The organism is Paenibacillus sp. T2-29 (assembly GCF_052921365.1).
The window spans coordinates 143,142-162,788 of sequence record NZ_JBREVE010000008.1 but is presented as its reverse complement, the minus strand read 5'-3'; the positions used below and the strand labels follow the sequence as shown (position 1 = coordinate 162,788).

The window sequence follows — 19,647 nt, the reverse complement described above, 5'->3', positions numbered from 1 at the left end:
AGGATTTCTACAATTAAAAGGAGGGTTTTATATGTCACTTCAAACGACAGGTATCCATCATATTACAGCTTTTGCCGGTAATCCGCAGTCAAATGTCGATTTCTATGCAAGTATTCTTGGACTTCGGTTAGTGAAGAAAACCATCAACTTCGATGCCCCTGAGGTTTACCACTTGTACTTTGGTAACGAGGCAGGAAGCCCCGGAACGATCATTACTTTTTTCCCTGCACCAGGAACTCCCAAAGGGCGCATCGGAGGTGGTCAGGTGGGCATAACCTCGTATGTGGTACCGCCAGGTTCGCTTGATTTTTGGCAGCATCGTTTGCAAAGCTTTGGTATTCAAGTTACGAAAACAAGCCGGTTTAATGAACAATATCTTCAATTCGAGGATAATGAGGGCCTACGTCTTGAGCTTGTTGAACGTGCGGAGGGAGCGAGCAGTACTTGGTCTTACGATGGCATTTCGGCTGATAACGCCATTAAAGGGTTCGGAGGCGCCGTACTATTTAGCGTCAATCCACAGAAAACGATGGATGCATTGGAGAGCATACTCGGATTTACGAAAATCTACGAAGACGCCGAATATGCTCGTTATCAATCTGCTGGAGAAATCGGCAACATTGTGGATGTTCCGCTCGTCAAAATGGGCTTAGGCTTTGGTGGAGCAGGTACGGTACATCACATTGCATGGCGCGCAAAAGATTTCGAGCAACATGAAGAGTGGAGAAGCGCAGTTCAGCATTATGGCTATCAGCCAACTCCAATCATCGACCGCCAATATTTTAATGCAATATATTTCAGAGAAGCGGGCGGCATACTGTTTGAAATTGCTACTGATCCACCGGGATTTGCTAACGATGAGCCTGCTGAATCTTTGGGGCAGAAATTAATGCTGCCAGAGTGGTATGAACCACAGCGGGCTCAGATCGAGGCAAACCTGCATCGTATTGAAGTGAGAACATTAACAGATAAACAAAAGTAAATGAAATGGCTGCTGTTTTGCATCCAGATGAAGTCACGTAAATCCACAATCTCATTCGATTGTGGATTTTTCATTTGATAGGTTACCACCTGAAAATGAAATCCTCCGCAATTAACCTATATTTATGATTTGACTAATCTAATATACGACATTATCTATCCAGGACAGAATCTGCTTCCAGGTATGTGTCTCGTGTGCTACCGTCCTCTTGTTATTCCAACAGCTTTTCAGACTTTACCAGCATTTCTCGTAACACGTGGGCGACTCGGCTTTTCCGGTTCTCTGCTTTCTTTTTTATCACCCGTAATGCTTGCTGGTATGCTGGGTTGTTGTTTTGATAATAAAACTGCTTGGCAGCAATGCGTAATGTCCTTCTCAACAACATAGCCGATGAACGTGTTAACCTAGAACGGAGTCCCCTGCGTAATACGCGCAGCGTATTTTTGTAGGTCTCAAAATCCTCGGATGGAGGAATTAGAGCGAATAAATTTAACGAGGAGTCATTGAACCCGTAAGTTTCATACATGATTCTCAGATTTTCCGTATTTAAAACGTTACCTCTAAGATGGGTTGGATGTTCCTGATGATATCCGACCACCTCTTTGATGCAATAAAAAGGGATTTTTAAGCGATGCAGTCTATAGCCCAAGTCCCAGTCTTCGAGTCCGTACAGCACAAACCGTTCATTGAAACCTCCAATACGAATCAAGTGGTTGCGTCTGATGGCTACACAACGAGTTACTAGCATCATCCAGGGAGCTACGTCCGTTGAGGCAAATTGTTTTTGAGTACTGGGCGGAACCCTGGTGGGGCTAACGACTTTAGACAATGCACCCGTTTGATGCAGGACATCATGAGGGGTGATGATCGGGATAATTTCATTCGCTGTTTCAAAGTCGGGATTCCATAAGCCTGATTGTGTAAGTATGCTCCGACAATGTTCTTTTTCTTCCACAGAAAAGTCAGGGTGATAATGGGTAAATGCATCGTCCCACGAGTGAGGAATGCCTGAAAGCACGGATTTGGGATACTTGCGGTGATAACGACTCACGGTTTTAATGAAATGAGGTAGCACCAAAAAGTCAGCGTCGCAGAAAATGATATATATCCCTTTTGCCTGGCGCAGTCCCAAATTTCGAACGGCAGATCGACCACGTTGTTCCGGGTGTGACACATAGATAAGAGGATAGGATGCTTTGAAGTCTTCAACCATTTCTTTCGTTCCATCTGTAGAGCCGTCATCAGCTACAATCACTTCGAATAGTTGCTTGGAATAGGTTTGCGCTTCAAATGAGGCGAGTGTGAGCAGCAGCTGCTGGGCTCGATTATAGGTTGGAATGATGACGCTGTAGCGGATAGCCAATGTGATCTCCCCCCACCATTTTTATTAGAACACGTTTGAACAAGATAAATAATAACAATGTATTCAAGGATTTTAGCCTGGTCTGGTCAAACACCCCTCAAGGTGCGAAACAGGCTTGGTCATATTGAGGATGTTAAGGTGGAGGTTCTGTAATTTTTGCTATTTTGCAGGTATTTTCAGTGGTATGATGTATATGTCATGGCAGCATTACGCATAAGGATGTAAAGTAAAAGAGATACAAACAAACATGAGATGAAATGGACATGTTTATGGTAAACTATATGGAGTTATAGAAGACCTGAAAGAGGAGTACTATATGACACAATTTGTCTATAAGCAAATTATTGACGATCTTAAAATGAAAATTTTCGCTGGAAAGTTTGCAGATATGAGATTGCCAGATGAACGTAGTCTTAGTGAGACTTACCAGGTTAGTCGTAGTTCCATTAAACGCGCTCTGACTAAAATGGAGAGTGTCGGAATTATTTTCAAAAAACAAGGCTCCGGGACATTTATTAATCCCTTATACATAAGAAATGAATCTATCTTTAACTATGAAGGCTCTAATCTAGGAGTTACTGATAATTTTCAAATGCATGGCAAAAAGCCAAAAATCAAAGTATTGAGTTTCGAGGTCATTCCACCGACAGAAGAACTACAGCGCGATTTGTTCTTGGATACCCATGATTTTGTTTATAAAATTGTTCGCTTACGCCTGTTTGATGACGATCCCTTTATGATTGAAACGGGCTACATCCCCATTAAAATTGTCCAAGATTTAAATCAGACGATTATTGAGGGTTCCATTTTTAATTATTTGGAAGACTCGCGGAACCTGGCCGTCACCAAATCTTTTTTATCCATTTTTGCAGAACCGTCCCAAGAGAATGATCAAAAGCTACTACAATTAAAAGAAAATGAACCGGTAGGCATTATGGAGGGTGTTTTCTTTTTGGATAACGGCACGCCATTTGAATTTTCACATATGCGGTTTCATTACAAATATTTGAAATTTAATACCTTTGTATCGGTACACTAACGAAAAGACTGGAGAATTCTCCGGTCTTTTTTTTATGGTTTTGAAAAAGGACTAGAGTCTGCAAACTCTTCATTTATCACAAATTTTATTGGTTTATCCTGCTATATATTTTAATGTAAGAGCTTTTTAACTGTCTTTTTAATTTATATTTCATAGTATGTTCAAAATTTCACAAAATTGGACCGTATCACTTGTGAAAAAGGTTGAATTAATTCAGTGTAGCGTTATGATGTACATGTAGATGAAATTTCCGGAAATAAATTACAAACAAAATTACTAGGGAGTGGACACCATGGCTTTATCACCCGTGTTAGAAGATTACTCGTCTAAAACATATTTGGAAAAACTTGATGCATACTGGCGTGCAACCAACTACATTTCAGTAGGTCAGCTTTATTTAAAAGACAATCCTTTGTTGAGAGAACCTTTGAAAGATTCGGATGTAAAGGTTAAGCCTATTGGACACTGGGGCACGATTCCAGGCCAAAACTTTATTTATGCTCATCTTAATCGTGTTATTAATAAATATGATTTGAACATGCTTTACATTGAAGGTCCTGGTCACGGCGGCCAAGTTATGGTTTCAAATTCATATCTTGATGGAAGCTACACCGAAATTTATCCGCAAATCACTCAAGATATCCCAGGCATGAAGAAACTGTTCAAACAATTTTCGTTCCCTGGCGGTATTGCTTCGCATGCTGCTCCTGAAACACCTGGATCTATCCATGAAGGTGGAGAGCTGGGCTATTCCCTTTCTCATGGTGTAGGTGCTATTTTAGATAATCCGAATCTGATTTCGGCTGTTGTTATTGGGGATGGTGAAGCTGAAACGGGACCATTAGCCGCTTCGTGGTTCTCTAACAGATTTATCAATCCAATCACGGATGGCGCAGTGCTGCCAATCTTGCACTTAAATGGCTTCAAAATTAGTAACCCAACGATTATGTCTCGCCAATCGAAAGAAGAGTTAACTTCGTTCTTTAAAGGTTTGGGTTGGGAACCGTTTTTTGTTGAAGGTGAAGACCCTGATCACATGCATCCAGAAATGGCGAAAGTATTGGATACTGCCATCGAGAAGATCGAAGCTATCCAGAAGAATGCGCGTGAAAATAATGACCTTACTCGTCCGGCGTGGCCAGTACTTATCTTCCGTTCACCTAAAGGCTGGACGGGTCCAAAGGAATGGGACGGAGTGCCGAATACAAATTCGTTCCGTGCCCATCAGGTTCCAATTCCAGTTGATCAAAAAAATATGCAGCACGCACCTGCCTTATTAGAATGGCTGAATAGCTATAGACCAGAGGAATTGTTCGACGAAAACGGTCGTTTAAAAGCTGAGATTGCTGAAATTCTGCCTACAGGCGAGAAACGCATGGGAATGAACCCTGTTGCGAATGCGGGTAACCTTATTAAAGACTTGAAATTGCCAGATTTCCGTAACTATGCGCTGGATAACTCCACGCCTGGTAAAGTGATTGCGCAAGATATGTCGGTTTTGGGCAAATACGTTAAAGATGTGGTTGTATTAAATGAAGAGAATCGCAATTTCAGAATCTTCGGACCTGATGAAACGATGTCTAACCGCTTGGCTCCTGTTTTTGAAGTAACCAAACGCCAATGGATGGATCAAATTATTGAGCCTAATGATGAATTCTTGTCATCTTATGGTCGTGTCATTGATTCCCAATTGTCTGAACACCAAGCTGAAGGATTGCTGGAAGGTTATGTGTTAACAGGCCGTCATGGTTTCTTCGCAAGTTACGAAGCCTTCCTGCGTGTGGTTGACTCGATGATCACTCAACACTTCAAATGGTTGCGTAAAGCAACGGATCAAGGATGGCGTGCAGGCATCCCATCATTGAATGTTGTAGCTACTTCAACGGTCTTCCAACAGGATCATAATGGGTATACACACCAAGATCCAGGTTTGTTAGGTCATTTGGCTGATAAGAAACCAGAATTTATTCGTGAGTATCTGCCAGCTGACGCCAACTCTCTGCTAGCTGTTTTTGACACCATTTTAAATGATCGTCAAAAGATCAATTTGGTTGTTTCGTCCAAACACCCACGCCCACAATGGTTTTCTGCTGATGAAGCGAAGGAATTGGTGGACAAAGGGTTAAAGATTATTGACTGGGCAAGTACAGATCAAGGTGGAGAGCCTGATATTGTTATCGCTTCTGCCGGTACAGAGCCAACGATTGAAAGCTTAGCTGCGATCTCTATCTTGCATAAAAAACTGCCTGATTTGAAGATTCGTTACATCAACGTAGTAGACTTACTGAAGCTGAGAAGCCAAAAGTTAGATCCTCGTGGATTATCTGACGCTGAGTTTGATCAATTTTTCACAAAGGACAAACCAGTCGTATTCGCTTTCCATGGTTACGAAGGTCTGATCAAAGATCTGTTCTTTGATCATCACAACCATAACCTGCATGTACATGGTTACCGTGAAAATGGCGATATTACGACACCATTTGATATGCGTGTATTGAATCAAATGGACCGTTTTGATTTAGTGAAGGAAGCTGTTCTAAACTTACCTGACGCTGGAAAGTACGCGAATATTGCGGATGAAATGGATGCAATGGTTAAGAAGCATCATCAATTCATTCGCGAAGAAGGCATTGACTTGCCAGAGGTAGAGAACTGGGTATGGGAAGGCCTGAAATAAAAAAAGTACAGTACATTTCAGCTTTGTGTTGGACAACCAAGCAGTCTAGCATGAAGTGAAATATATGATTTGGTAGCAGAATAGAAGTGCCTGGCCCCTTGACTTCAAGTATGTTTTCAACGGGGATCAGGCACTTTTTGATGTAGCACACAGAGAATTTAATAGGGAAGTCACAGCGGATGTCAATCCTTATATTGAACGAGCAATGAATACAAGTTATGTCCCAATCAGTTTGTTTCAGAGATTATACTAAATCTTTTTGACTGCATTTTGTTGGTAAGCATCCTTTCGGAGAATCAGATGTTATACCCTAAAGAGAGATGACTACATAGCGCTGATTCCCACCAGTATCCATGAACGCCATTAGTCAGGAGGCAGAGTTCAAAGGGAAGTACATAAGCCAAGTCAGTCCCGGGGTCATATACCCCTAAAACAGAGAAAACCATACATCTCCCCCAAGAGGAAGCATAATAGCCAGCTCACAGATTCACGAACCAAGTAAAAATTACGCAAACCCGGAACACACAGGAATAAGCGAAAGATTCTGAGCATGTTGGTATAACTTTCGGTAACGTTAAGATAAACTTGACTATATAGATCAATTCGGACTACGACAAACTTTGGTGAAAAAAGTAAACATAAATGTATATACATAGACATAGACAGGTGGTTGTAAGTATCTATAACGACGTATTCAATTGTTCTAAAAGTCATCCCCTCCTAGGATTAGCAACGTTACCGGAAAAGGTGGACGAAACTTTCTTGCCCGCTGCCATTGTCCCTTTCATGTCCCCTATGCTGCAAAGCCCGTTTCTAGTCTCCGACATCCGGATCTCAGGCACTTAAACGCCGAAAGTGGCAAATCTGCGACCCGACAGCCGTGGGTTTGAAGGACGTATTCCAACCCCTAAGAGTCAGTGGGCAAACTGAAAGTTACGTGGTCTACATAGGTATAAGGTAACCTACATGGGGGTTAGGCCACTTGAGTCAATCACTCTGGTGACTACACTTCACATATTCCGGTGAAATGTCTCTCTCTCACTGACATTCTCAAGTCTCAACTAGAGTACCATGCTTCACCATCCGTTTCCTTGCCTACAAAGTTCCCTAGACTGTAATGGTATTATACGTTCTGTTCCTTACTTCTCTGAGTATAGGCTACGTTGAGATCGAACTTACTAATTCGCATGTGATTTATCTGTTCAGGTGAATGTAAAAGAGGCCTATCAAATGGGTAGGCCTAATGAGAATTTTCTTGTTCTGTTTCCGAAGCTTGATGAGTACTAGCACTTTTGATTCCGGTTGTCTTTCTTTTTAAAGGATCAGATGTGGAATTCTATTTCTCCCATTTATCTAGTAATGAAGGATTCAATCATATTATTGAATGATATCCTTTCGTGATTTGTTGCTTTGATAAGAGATGAACCATCTGTGCTTTAAATTCAGAACTAAAGGTATGTCTTTCTTTTTAAGTCTTTTTTTGATCCTTCAAGAATTGGTCTGCGATCTACTATACTAGAACACAATTTTTCTGTCTAGGAGAGTATAGTGTAGCTGATCTACGCTTAGTGCTTGTAAAACATACTTGGATATTGCACCTCTCACATTGATTATGACAAAGTTTATGCCGGATCAGCGTCAAGGATATTGGAAAAGTAATTATTTACATCAATGTCACTATCTATCTTGTTTATTAACATATTCAGGCTTTCTTCAAAGAGTAAAATTTTTATTGAATCATATCGATCATATTGCTTTCCGAATCTTTTACATACTACTTGATCTAGTTTGAGATTTTGTTCTCGAAGCTTCTTTTTACATTCACGAGCAGCTTTATAACTGAAATTAATAATGGTGTAGTAGTAACCATTGTCGTAGCCCCAGTACCAGTTATATGAATTGTGTTGCAGCACTCGGTTGAAGAAAAAGAGAAGAATATCATTGCTAATTGTGTTGTCAACGCTTATTATAGCGCGATCAATTGCAGTTTTCAGCATTGCATGCATAGTTGCAGCTACGCAATCATATGAGTAATCAAGCGGGGAGCCATGTCTTTCGGAGTATCCTTTTGCAACAGAGAGAAAGTCAACGTAACGATTATATTTTTTTGGTTCAATTGATAGGAAATGAATGACACTTTCTAAAATTTCTTTTGTAAACATACTATTGAAAAGATTAGCTTTACTATTACGCAATTGATTAGATACATCTTTCTGGGCGATTTGGTAAGAGCTAATTGTCTTAATACAATTGCTAAAAATCTGAATACATGCGGGGACGTAAAACTTGTAGTAGTTAGATTCCTTAGCAGTTGAAAATGCTAAAGAGTTGATATAAGGGACATTATTAATACGACATTCTTTCATAACATCCTGAACAGGTTTAATTAATTCTAAATGTTCTTCACAAACATCTGCATACAGACGTCTAATCGAACAATCTGGATTTTTATTAAATTTGATCAATCTTGATAAATAATCGTCCGCTGTATCAACGGAAGTTATGTTAACTTCATCTTCATTAATCGCATGTTTGCCTATGAATAAAACGGGTAAATGTTTATAATCCTGACACACTTTAATTAAGCCTTGTAATATTACTGGTGATGGTGTTTCATTTTTTCCTACTATTATGATAGCATCTGCACCAGCAAATGGGATTACTCTCTCTATGTCATCTTGGTCCCCAAGACCCCTAGTATCGACAATTCTTAATACATCAATTTCGTTTATTCTCATTTGAGAATATAAATCTTTATTAGCAGGAACCTCCATTGTTATTTGATTGAAAAATGTATTTGGGGTGTTTATAATTTTGAAGACTTCCTGAAGAGATTTACCATTTAGATACTGTTTGGCATAGTTGTTGATGGTTTGTACATAATTATCATTAGATTTCTCTAATTTTTGAACATCTTCAATATTGCTCAGAAATGTTTCAAATCCAGTATCTCCAAAAAAGTCGAGGTCAGAATCTTTAGAGTATTTAATATTGCAAAAGACAGAGTTAACTCTTATAAATTCATAATCTCCAAATAAATATTCTATAGTCACTTTTGTAGTGCCTGCATGACCATCACTAGATGAAGCATATTTTAGTTTCTGTGGAGATTCTGCCAGATGTCGGATGAGTGTACTTTTCCCACAACCTGACTCTCCTATAAAAACTATTTTGACTTCTTGCAGCTTATCCATACAACATGCCCCCAAAATTGTTAGTGGAATTATTTTTTTATTTGTTTGAACCAATCGGATAATATTCCATCTTAACTATATCATGACAATTGACCCATTGTATAGTTCAATAGAACCATCGTTAGTTCTTTATTGATTTCTCAGTTCGATTATTGACATATTGCTAAAATTGAGTGTAGTTTTACGGTGGTTGATTAGCTGTAAGACGATGCATAGGTTAGCGCCATTAGGTTAGTAGTGGGTAATAAGTATATGGGGAACTGAATGGTTCGCTGCATTTTGTCTGAATATTGAAGAGGTATTATGGTATAAGAGAATAGGAGGAGGCTGTTAATATGAAACAACCAATTCCGGAGAAGGTATTGAATGATGGCACTGAGGTGCCTGTCATTGGATTTGGAACTGCTGGATTGAAGGGTGCAGATGGAGTAACAGCGATAGCTAGCGCGATTGATGCAGGTTACCGTCTGATTGACACAGCTTTCAACTATGAAAATGAGGGTGCTGTCGGGAAAGCTGTCCGGCAGAGTTCTGTACCCAGAGAAGAATTGTTGATTTGCTCCAAACTGCCGGGTCGTCGACATGCCTATCAGGAAGCCATTGTCACGATTGAAGAGTCATTATATAGAGCCGGTTTGGACTATTATGATTTGTATTTGATCCATTGGCCGAATCCCAAAATTGACCGTTATGTTGAAGCCTGGCAGGCGTTAATTGAGGCGAAGAAGCGGGGCTATATTCGTTCCATCGGAGTCTGCAATTTTCTGCCTGAGCATAATGAACGTTTAATTCGGGGAACTGGTATCGCGCCGAGTATCAATCAGGTTGAATTGCATCCATTATTTAACCAGGAGTATCAGCGTGCAAAAGATGCTGAACAGGGCATTGTGACGGAATCGTGGAGTCCTTTGGGGCGTGGGCACAGCATGATGGAAAACGAAGAGATTGGGAAAATTGCTGCTGCTCATGGCAAAACCGCGACACAAGCGATTTTACGTTGGCATATCCAACTGGGAGCGATTCCGATTCCTAAGGCCTCTTCCGTAAAACATCAGACGGAAAATCTGGACATTTTTGATTTTGAGTTGTCACCAGAGGAAATGAACGTCATTTCGGCGCTCAGCAGAGAAGATGGACGGATATGGGGGCAGGACCCCAAGTCCTATGAGGAGCTATAATCTACAAGAGTACATGAGAAGGGTTCAAAAATCTGTGAAGGGTTTTTGAACCCTTCGCTTTGAATAATAGCCGAAAGTATTCGCTGGTCCGGTATATAGCTATGATGAATGATGAACATTTTTAACCGGATTTGAGGTATGATATGGGGGAATGTAGTCCTTTCGAAGGAGGTCATCATGGGGATTTTGTCAAGGTTTAGGGATATTATGAAGATGAATATCAACGCCTTAATGGATAAGGCGAGTGATCCGGAGAAGACGATTGATGATTATATGCAAAATCTAAATAGTGATCTAGGCAAGGTGAAAGCGGAAACGGCCTCAGTGCTGGCTGATGAGAAAAGGGCGAAAAGAGCACTGGATGAATGTAGAACTGAGATCAAAAAGCTCCAGCATTATGCAAGTAAGTCTGTGGAAGCTGGCAATGAAGAGGAAGCTCGAAAGTTTTTGGAGCGTAAAGGTTTGCAGGCGGAGAAATTGGAATCGTTACAGACATCCTATGACTTAGCTTCGGCAAACGCCGTACATATGAAACAAATGCAGGAGAAATTGGTGTCCGATATAGGGCAACTGGAGTTGCGGCGTGCCGAACTTAAAGGGAAGCTGGCGATCGCCAAAGCACAGCAAACCTTGAATTCTATGGGTGACCATGATTCTGTTTTCGAGGCCTTGGAAGAAAAGGTGAACAGGGCATATGATGAAGCGATGGCGATAGCCGAGCTCCGAACAGGAACGAAGGACGACCTGGATGCGTTATTCGCACAATATGAGAAGAGTACCAATCCAGAAGATGAGCTGGCTGCAATCAAGAAGAAAATCAACCCCAAAGAATCATAATAGTTTCTACATGAAGAGGTGAGCAGATGCCGGTTATCGAATACAAATGCCCCAACTGCGGCAGCGGCATGGTCTTTGACAGTGAGACAGGAATGCTATCATGCCATAGCTGCGGAAGAGAGGACAACATCGATACGATTCCTGATCCTCTGACTAATCGTATTTTTTCAGAAGATGAGGCCCATGAGTATCATTGCAATAACTGTGGAGCAGTGATTATGACCGAAGTGGAGACGAGTGCAACGGTGTGCAGCTTTTGTGGTTCTGCCGTGGTGCTGGGTGATCGACTGACCGGAGAGCTAGCTCCGGCGCAAGTTATTCCTTTTTCGATCAGCAAGGAAGAAGCCATAGCTGCATTCAAAAAATGGTGCAAGAATGGCCGTCTGACACCGAACCGATTCATGATGGCCGACCGAATCAAGGGAATAACCGGTATGTATGTCCCCTTCTGGTTATATGAATTACATAATCAAATTGAGGTTCAAGGTGAGGGTACCCAAGTGAGAACCTATACGAGTGGAGATTACGAATATACAGAAACGAAGCATTTTGATGTATATCGGAAAATCCGTTTGAATTATGTGAAGGTTCCGATTGATGCTGCGGAGAAAATGAATGACGAGCTGATGGATAAATTGGAGCCTTTTCCCTATGATCAGCTCAAACCTTTTAAAACGCCATATCTAGCGGGTTATATTGCGGAAAAGTATAGTTATAACGAAGAAGAGCTTTTCCCGCGAGTAAAAGACAAAGTGAAGGAATATATTGATGCTTATATTCAGTCTACGGTGTCAGAGTATACGTCCGTGAGTTACACGGAAAAGCAAATTGATACTACATTAAAACAAGCGGATTATGCCCTGCTCCCGGTATGGGTCATACACTATGACTACAATCAATTGGAGCATACGTTTGCGATGAACGGTCAGACGGGCAAGGTAGTTGGTAAACCTCCGATTAGCAAGTTCAAAGTGACAGCTTGGTTTGCAAGCATTTTCGGCATAACTCTCTTTTCATTAAGGTTAATCACTTGGCTAATCATGGGGGGAGAATTCTATTGAAAAAATATAGAGCCATTGTGGCTGTTTTGTTGTTCTTTGCCGCCTTTCTAGCGGTTCCTATGGAAATGAAGAGCGAAGCAGCAGCGACAGAAATGAAGCCATTGATTTTTGATGAGGCGGGGCTGCTTAATCAGGAAGAGTATGATGTGTTGAACACTATGGCTAACCAATACGGAGCCGAAAGAGAAACAGACATTATTGTTTATACGACCAACAACCCCGACAATATGGATGTTATGAAAATGACGCAGGATTTTTATGATGACCATGGCCCGGGGTATGACAGGTCCCATGGGAATGCAGTCATTTTAACGATGGATATGAGGAATAGAGAGGTTTATTTAGCTGGCTTTTACAAAGCAGAACGGTATCTGGATGACGACAGGCTTACTAAAATCCGCCATGAGATTACCCCGGATCTGACGAACGGTAACTATGGGCTTGCATTTCAAAAGTATATTCTGGGCGCGCACAAATATTTGGCCATCCGCCCAGGTGTGAATCCGGACAGCATATTTTTCAAAGGCTGGCTTCACTTGGCGATTGCTTTGGGGGTGGCGTCGATTATTGTGGGTAAGATGGTTTCCAATTCCGGCGGTCGGGTTACGGTAAATCGGCAGACCTACGAGGATGCAAGCACGTCGGGGGTTCTGGCACATCAAGATCTGTACACTCACACAACGACAACGAAGCGGAAGATTGAAAAGAGCAGTAGCAGCAGCTCATCAGGCGGAGGAGGCGGAACCACCAGCGGCGGTCATTCGCATAGCGGCAGCAGAGGATCATTTTAATGGAAGGGATGGATACAGCGCATGGGGTTCTTCAGGAATCAATTTGCAAATGTTGTTGAATGGGAAGAATTTAGGGATGATATGATTTTTTGGAAGTGGAGCAATCGTGAAATTAAAAAAGGCAGTAAATTGATTATTCGCTCCGGTCAGGACGCCATTTTTGTAAATAACGGCAAGATCGAGGGCATTTTTGAGAATGAAGGGTCATATAACATGGACTCGGATATTATTCCATTTCTATCGACATTAAAAGGATTTAAATTCGGCTTTAACAGTGGCATGCGGATGGAGGTCTTATTTGTTAATACGAAGGAGTTTACGGTCAAATGGGGAACACAAAACCCGGTTTTGATCCCTACTCCCCAACTGCCAGGCGGGATGCCGATTCGTGCCAACGGCACATTTAATTTTAAAGTAAACGATTATGTTACGCTTATTGATAAGATTGCCGGGGTAAAGGACAGTTATCTTGTTGAGGATGTGAAAATACGGATTACTTCGGTGTTGGATCAGTTATTGATGAAGTGGATCAGCCGAGAAGGCAAGGATATGTTTAATCTACAGGCAAATGCTTCTGATATTTCGAAGGGCATTCAGGAAGATCTGGATATGCAAGTGATGGACAACGGTATGACGATTACAGGGTTCCATGTGATGAGCTTCAATTATCCTCAAGAAATCCAGGATATGATTACAAAGACAGCTTCTCATGAAATGATCGGTAATCTACAAAAGTACCAACAAGTGACGATGACCGACGGTATTGCATCGGGGAATGTAAAAGGCGGCGGTGCTGCTTCGGATATGGCGAGTATGATGATGGGCATGAATATAGCGAATGAAATGATGAAAAACTTGAACCCAAGCCAGAAGCCCCCGGCTGAGACTCAGCCTGCATCCGATACCTCTACCCCTTCTGGTGAAGGTAAAAGACCTAATTTTTGTCCGAATTGTGGCACAAAAAACGAGGGAGCTAACTTTTGTCCGAATTGTGGACAGAAATTGAACGGGTAGCCATAGCTAACCGCTGAACTGTTTCCTTTCAGGAAATTGCCGACTGGCTAAGTAATTCTATGAACCAAACAGCAGTTGTTGCAGAGTATTCTCTGTGATGACTGCTTTTTTAATGTAGATTGTTCAAGCATTTTCTTTATAAATCCGATTTATTGGATTGAAAAAGGTACACAAGATAAGGTACTATAGCTATATAGTACGTATTTATATTAACTAATTAGGTATTACATTAATAAACTATAGATATAGGAGCCATAAAGATGACCAAATTCCAAGATCAAATCATTGCGCGGTACAAGTTTGATGATGCAGAGAATGTCGGCAAGGATAGCTCCGGACAAGGTAATGACGGGATTGCTTCAGGCACAGCAGCACCTACGATCTCCCATACTACCGGAAGAGCGGCTTTGGCACTTGAGGGAGGTCCCAACGGAACATCTTATATTCAGCTACCTTCTGATCTGTTTAAAGATGTAAGCGATAACACTGGTGTTACAGTGACGGCTTGGGTAAATTTCGGCAGATTCACGGATATGTGGGAACGTGTTTTTGACTTTGGTAAATCCCACACGGGTCCTTATATGTTTATGACACGGAATCTGCGTGGAACTCTTTTCACTGAGGCTGACTTATCCGTAGACCCAGGAAGAGGTTTTGTCAGAGATGAATGGATGCACATAGCCCTGTCTGTAATCGGCACGGAAGGGGGCACATTAAGTAGTGCGGGCCCGGTGGTATATGTCAATGGTGAAGTGGCAGCAGACGGTTCCATCAGCCAAACCTCCAGTGGCAACTATGCCAAGCTGCGCAAATGGTTCGAAACGTTTGCAGATTCGACCAACTATAGTAACAATTTTATCGGTCGTTCCCAACATGCAGCGGATGTTGACTTTGCTGGCTTGGTTTCGGACTTCCGAATTTATAAAGCAGGCTTGACGGCGGATGAAGTCATTGAGGTCATGTGCGATTCATTGACAGATGAGGAGATTGTGAAGCTTGCCCGCGATAAGTATTTATCATTTCCGACGACGATTATAACCAAAGACATATCTCTACCAACGGTTCTGATGGGTGGAAGAGTAGAAGTGACCTGGAAATCCAGCCAACCTAGCATACTCTCTGACCATGGACAGGTTCAGGCGATTACTTCCGCACAGGGGGTCATCGTTACGGCTCTCTTGACCAGAGGTTCAAGTCGGATTGAAGAAAGCTTTGAAGTATCCGTTCTCCCAGAACAATTGCCTCCATACACGCTGACCATTCATGGGAATAAAGAAGTTGTGGATGTCAGCGAAGTGATGTACGGCTTATTCTATGAGGATATCAATAACGCCGCAGATGGCGGGATATATGCAGAACTTGTACAAAATCGTTCCTTCGAATCCTTCGAGTTTGATACGTATTCCCATGCTTCGGGTGAATGCGGCTGCTCTACAGGACGGAACCGCAATCCGCTGTTCGCCTGGTCTGGTGATACGGACAAGATGGCTCCACAGCATAGCGGTGGATTAAATGAATTTTTGGGCGCAAAAGACAAGGATGTGAACTCTTATTATGTGACGGTAGCGGATGGGGCAACGATTCGGAACAAAGGCTTTTCTGATTCTAATCAGAATTGTGCCATGTCCATCCAAGAGGGTGCCAAGTATGAGTTCACCATCTGGGCAAAGGCCGATTCGACGGGTACCATCACACTGCAACTTCAAGACTCGAAGGAAAAGGACATCAGTGATTCGGTAACCGTACAGGTGGAAGGTGGCAGCACGTGGAAAAAATACGGTGTCGACTCCAAGCTGGTGCTGACAGGTACAGCTACGGTGCTGGGACAGCTGGCACTTACATTTGAAGGGGACATTTCCATTGATATGGTTTCCTTATTCCCACAAGATGTATGGGGAGCAGGAGAGGAAGAGCAGTCCCCGTCGGCACACGCCAACTATCAGGGTAATCCGAACTACCGATTGAGAAAAGATCTGGTGAACGCACTGGTTGGCATGCATCCGAAGTTTTTGCGTTTTCCAGGTGGTTGTATTTCCGAAGGATCGTTTATATGGGAAAATGTATACGACTGGAAGGAATCCATTGGGGATATCGAGCTGCGCAAGGAAAACTTTAATGTATGGGGCTATATGATGACCATGGGTCTTGGTTATATGGAATACTTCCAGTTGGCAGAAGACCTGAATGCAGCTCCGCTTCCGGTTATGGCCTGTGGTGTGCTTTGCCAAGCCCGCTCGGATTATGCTCATCCGGCTGGAGGTGCACTAAGAGAATACTATATCAAGAATTTTACGGATCTGATCGACTTTGCGATTAGCGTTGATTTTGAACATAATGAATGGGCCGCCATGCGTAAAAAAATGGGCCACGAAGCACCGTTCGATCTGCGTTATCTGGGCGTGGGCAACGAAAACTGGGGTACAGAGTTCTTCGCCAACTTTGAGGTGTTCAAGACATCAATTGATGAGTACATGGAGAAAAATTATCCGGGATATGAATTGCATATCATCTCCACGGTTGGCGCTCAAGCAGACGACGATGCTTATCAGCAGGGCTGGAAGTTCCTGAGCGGTAATATGAAGGGCTCAGCCAAGGTTGCTTTTGCAGATGGTAACCAGGTGACGGAAGAGACTGTAACCTGGTATGAAAAGCAAAAAGACTATATGGACACCATTGCCGATGAACACTATTACCGTTCTAATGAGTATCTGTTGAATAATGTGGACCGCTATAATTACTACTATAGAGCTTATAACGCGGATGGCAGTGTCAACTGGAAAGAAACGTCGAAGGTTTTTGTTGGGGAATATGCCTCGACAGATAAAAATACATTGGCAGGCGCAGTAGCAGAAGCAGCAGTGATGACGGGCTTCGAAAATAATGCCGATGTCGTCCGGTTGGCTGCCTATGCGCCGCTGTTTAACAAAGTCCTGACGGACGGAACTTACAGATGGACACCGGATTGTATCTGGTTCGATGACGAAACCGTGTGGTTTACACCAAACTATTATGTGCAGCAAATGTATGCCCAATATTTGGGCGATAAAGTATTGGCCACTTCGTTCTCTACTTACAAAAATGGCAAGCCGATCGACCTCATTCCTCAGGGTGGAATCGAAATCGCGACAGGCAACGCCGAGGTTGTAGTTAAGCGTGTGACCGTTACCTCCAATAAGGACGGCAGTGTACTGCTGGATCAAGATTTTACTAAGGAATTGAATTCATTATGGAAAGTTATTCCTGGTTCTGTAGGATCTACGTTGGAGGAAGGCAAGGGACTTGTCCTCAAAGCTCAGGATAGCGGTCTGAATGGCTTGTACATCTTGAACGACAGTTGGAACAACTACAAGGTAGAGGTGGTTGCTTCCCGCCTTTCCGGCACGGACGGTTTTTATGTGGGTGCAGGCCTCACGGATATTACCACTGAGAAAAAGAACGTTATCGAATACGCGATTGGCTATGGCGGCAATGCTACTGGCGTGAAGGTTTACAAGCAAGGCATAGAAGGCTATACCATGGGTGACTACTCTTCCAGTACAGCGGCGGGCAACCTGAGAGCGGCGAGCTATGAAGAGTTGGCCGACAACACCGACTACACCATCACGGTGAACTATGGGGGGGGAACGGGCAACAACCTGATTTGCTCCTACACCGACGGCAAAACTACCAGTAAAGTGCTGGACTACAAGCTGGAGGCTTACAACAGAGACGTGTTTAATTCGGTGACCCAAGATGCTGAACATGTATATGTGAAGCTTGTGAATGCCGATAACGTAGATAAGGCAACACAGCTGAACCTGGAAGATTTGAATGTTGAATCCAGTGCCAAGCTGATTACACTAACCGGCGATTCCTCGCTTGTTCATGTACCTAACGTGAATAAGAAAAATGATGAAAAGGTAGTGCCTACCGAACAGCAGGTTACGCTGCATACGGATTCTGTCCTCTTACAATTACCGGCTAACTCGGTAAATGTATTGGTACTGGATCTTAAAGCGTAAACAATGAAAACCCGCTCATTGAGCGGGTTTTTCTATGAATCAAGTCAGAATGTTGTTGATTTTATTTCCCTGACGGGCATTACTTCGTGCTTCTGTTCACCAGTTCACGCGGATTGGTGCCGTCGTCTATCGTTAGCGGGGTAGCCGCACCTGTAGCAATTCGCTCCCAAGGTACCATTTTAAAGTTCTGATTTAACTTCTTGCCGTTTTGGAGATTTTCGTCATCTTGTGCAACGAAGATACCATGGGGGAAATTCTTGCCTAATCCGTAACCCAGAACATCAATACCGTCTGTGACAGACGTACCATCTACGGTAGGGCTGTCGCCGATTGTGAAGTTGCTTATATACGCATTGTCGCCTTGTCGTTCATAGATCGCATAGCTGCTGTTGCCTTGGCTGGAGGCCATGAGATACCCCTTGCCGTCTTTGCCGTAATACAATGTGAGTCCCTCTATGTCATCGTGAAGTCTACGTCCATCTGCAATATCAACACGTCGCAGCGGCTTGGATGAACCGTCTGGCTCGGCACTATATTTCCAAATGGCGTAATCCTCTTCAGCAATGTAGAGCGTACCATATTCATCATCAGCGACCATGCCCTCGGATTGCGTAGCCAGCTTAAATTGGCGGACAAGCTTGCCGGCAATTTTACCGTTTCCATTGTCAATCAGCTCATATTGCTCAAATTCACCCTCTTTGCCCAAAACGAGCGCATAAAACTTATCTGTCTTGAGGCTATGGTACAAACTGAATCCATATACTTCTTTCATGGTTGCTTTAATAGGTTTGTCAACCACATTGGTCAACGTTCCTGATACACCATCAATGGTAAAGATATCGATTGTGTTGTTGGTTCGATTGGTTGCACCTGCGATATCGACTTTTTTACCGCCCAATGTGAAACCGTAACGAAGATCCACGTTGTTCATTTTTCCGACTTTCATGTTTTGCAGTTGCTTGCCATCCAGGTCATAGACTAAAATTCCGCCGCCCTTATTGGTAGCTAAAATTCTGCTTTTATCTGGATTAACCGGATTAAGCCAGATTGCAGGGTCGTCAGCTGCATCTTCTCCATCCTCCACGGCTTCTGTTTCGACAGAGGGGAGCACTTTATAGGTGGGGACTGCGTCCTTGGGATCTGTATATTTGCTGTTCTCTGCTTCAAGCGTAGTAATCACTTTTGTAGGAAGATATACATTTCCATTGATCATCTTAATTTCTCGGTCTGCTTTTCCGCTTTGGCCAGCTAGACGATATTGCTTCTCACCGACTGTAAAAGTCCCGACAATGCCATTTTTCAGCTTGATCAACACTGAATGGTCATCACTGTCCCATGTAATGGTTGCCCCCATTTTATCTGCTTGTGTTCGTAGTGATGCGTACCCGGATGGCTGAGTGTTTGCCGCATGGGTCAGTTCTGGTGATACCAGAATCCCTGTTAACATGGTTAATAATGCTAGTTTATTTACCTTCATATGTATGCCCCTTTTCTGAAGCGAAAATGATAT

Annotated in this window: 12 protein-coding genes; 9 read left to right on the top strand and 3 right to left on the bottom strand. The window is 42.7% G+C overall.

The window, feature by feature from the left end:
• Window positions 1–31 precede the first annotated feature (31 nt).
• Window positions 32–982, top strand: coding sequence for a ring-cleaving dioxygenase (locus ACU1JV_RS20660; protein WP_413987312.1), 951 nt, complete (start codon window positions 32–34; stop codon window positions 980–982).
• Window positions 983–1,193: 211 nt separating this feature from the next.
• Here ACU1JV_RS20660 and ACU1JV_RS20655 read toward each other — a convergent pair whose 3' ends face one another.
• Entirely contained in the window at window positions 1,194–2,345 is a 1,152-nt protein-coding gene (locus ACU1JV_RS20655) for a glycosyltransferase (protein ID WP_040102387.1), read from the bottom strand.
• A 316-nt stretch (window positions 2,346–2,661) separates the two neighbouring features.
• On the opposite strand from ACU1JV_RS20655, the gene ACU1JV_RS20650 reads away from it, so the two are divergent.
• Window positions 2,662–3,384 carry a GntR family transcriptional regulator gene (locus ACU1JV_RS20650; RefSeq protein ID WP_013368893.1) on the top strand — a complete coding sequence of 241 codons (723 nt, stop codon included), beginning with the start codon at window positions 2,662–2,664 and terminating at the stop codon, window positions 3,382–3,384.
• A gap of 292 nt (window positions 3,385–3,676) precedes the next feature.
• Window positions 3,677–6,061 carry a phosphoketolase family protein gene (locus ACU1JV_RS20645; RefSeq protein WP_413987313.1) on the top strand — a complete coding sequence of 795 codons (2,385 nt, stop codon included), beginning with the start codon at window positions 3,677–3,679 and terminating at the stop codon, window positions 6,059–6,061.
• 1,622 nt (window positions 6,062–7,683) lie between these two features.
• Here ACU1JV_RS20645 and ACU1JV_RS20640 read toward each other — a convergent pair.
• Window positions 7,684–9,255: a hypothetical protein gene (locus ACU1JV_RS20640; RefSeq protein WP_107734416.1), complete on the bottom strand. Its 1,572-nt coding sequence runs from the start codon at window positions 9,253–9,255 to the stop codon at window positions 7,684–7,686.
• Window positions 9,256–9,590: 335 nt separating this feature from the next.
• Here ACU1JV_RS20640 and ACU1JV_RS20635 point away from each other — a divergent pair, with 335 nt between their 5' ends.
• The 6 genes from ACU1JV_RS20635 (at window position 9,591) to ACU1JV_RS20610 (ending at window position 18,137) form a co-directional block, all read left to right on the top strand.
• On the top strand, window positions 9,591–10,433 hold the full coding sequence (locus ACU1JV_RS20635; protein WP_413987314.1) for an aldo/keto reductase: 843 nt from the start codon (window positions 9,591–9,593) through the stop codon (window positions 10,431–10,433).
• A gap of 177 nt (window positions 10,434–10,610) precedes the next feature.
• Window positions 10,611–11,270, top strand: coding sequence for a PspA/IM30 family protein (locus ACU1JV_RS20630; protein WP_013368895.1), 660 nt, complete (start codon window positions 10,611–10,613; stop codon window positions 11,268–11,270).
• Between the two features lie 26 nt (window positions 11,271–11,296).
• Window positions 11,297–12,331 carry a TFIIB-type zinc ribbon-containing protein gene (locus tag ACU1JV_RS20625; protein WP_413987315.1) on the top strand — a complete coding sequence of 345 codons (1,035 nt, stop codon included), beginning with the start codon at window positions 11,297–11,299 and terminating at the stop codon, window positions 12,329–12,331.
• On the top strand, window positions 12,328–13,122 hold the full coding sequence (locus tag ACU1JV_RS20620; RefSeq protein ID WP_413987316.1) for a TPM domain-containing protein: 795 nt from the start codon (window positions 12,328–12,330) through the stop codon (window positions 13,120–13,122). Before ACU1JV_RS20625 ends, ACU1JV_RS20620 begins: the two co-directional genes overlap by 4 nt.
• 21 nt (window positions 13,123–13,143) lie before the next feature.
• Window positions 13,144–14,136 (top strand): SPFH domain-containing protein, encoded by a 993-nt coding sequence (locus ACU1JV_RS20615; protein WP_413987317.1) that lies wholly within the window; start codon window positions 13,144–13,146, stop codon window positions 14,134–14,136.
• A 260-nt stretch (window positions 14,137–14,396) separates the two neighbouring features.
• Entirely contained in the window at window positions 14,397–18,137 is a 3,741-nt protein-coding gene (locus ACU1JV_RS20610) for an alpha-L-arabinofuranosidase C-terminal domain-containing protein (RefSeq protein WP_413987318.1), read from the top strand.
• Window positions 18,138–18,216: 79 nt separating this feature from the next.
• On the opposite strand, the gene ACU1JV_RS20605 is transcribed toward ACU1JV_RS20610, so the two are convergent.
• Window positions 18,217–19,614 (bottom strand): phytase, encoded by a 1,398-nt coding sequence (locus tag ACU1JV_RS20605; RefSeq protein WP_413987319.1) that lies wholly within the window; start codon window positions 19,612–19,614, stop codon window positions 18,217–18,219.
• Window positions 19,615–19,647 lie beyond the last annotated feature (33 nt).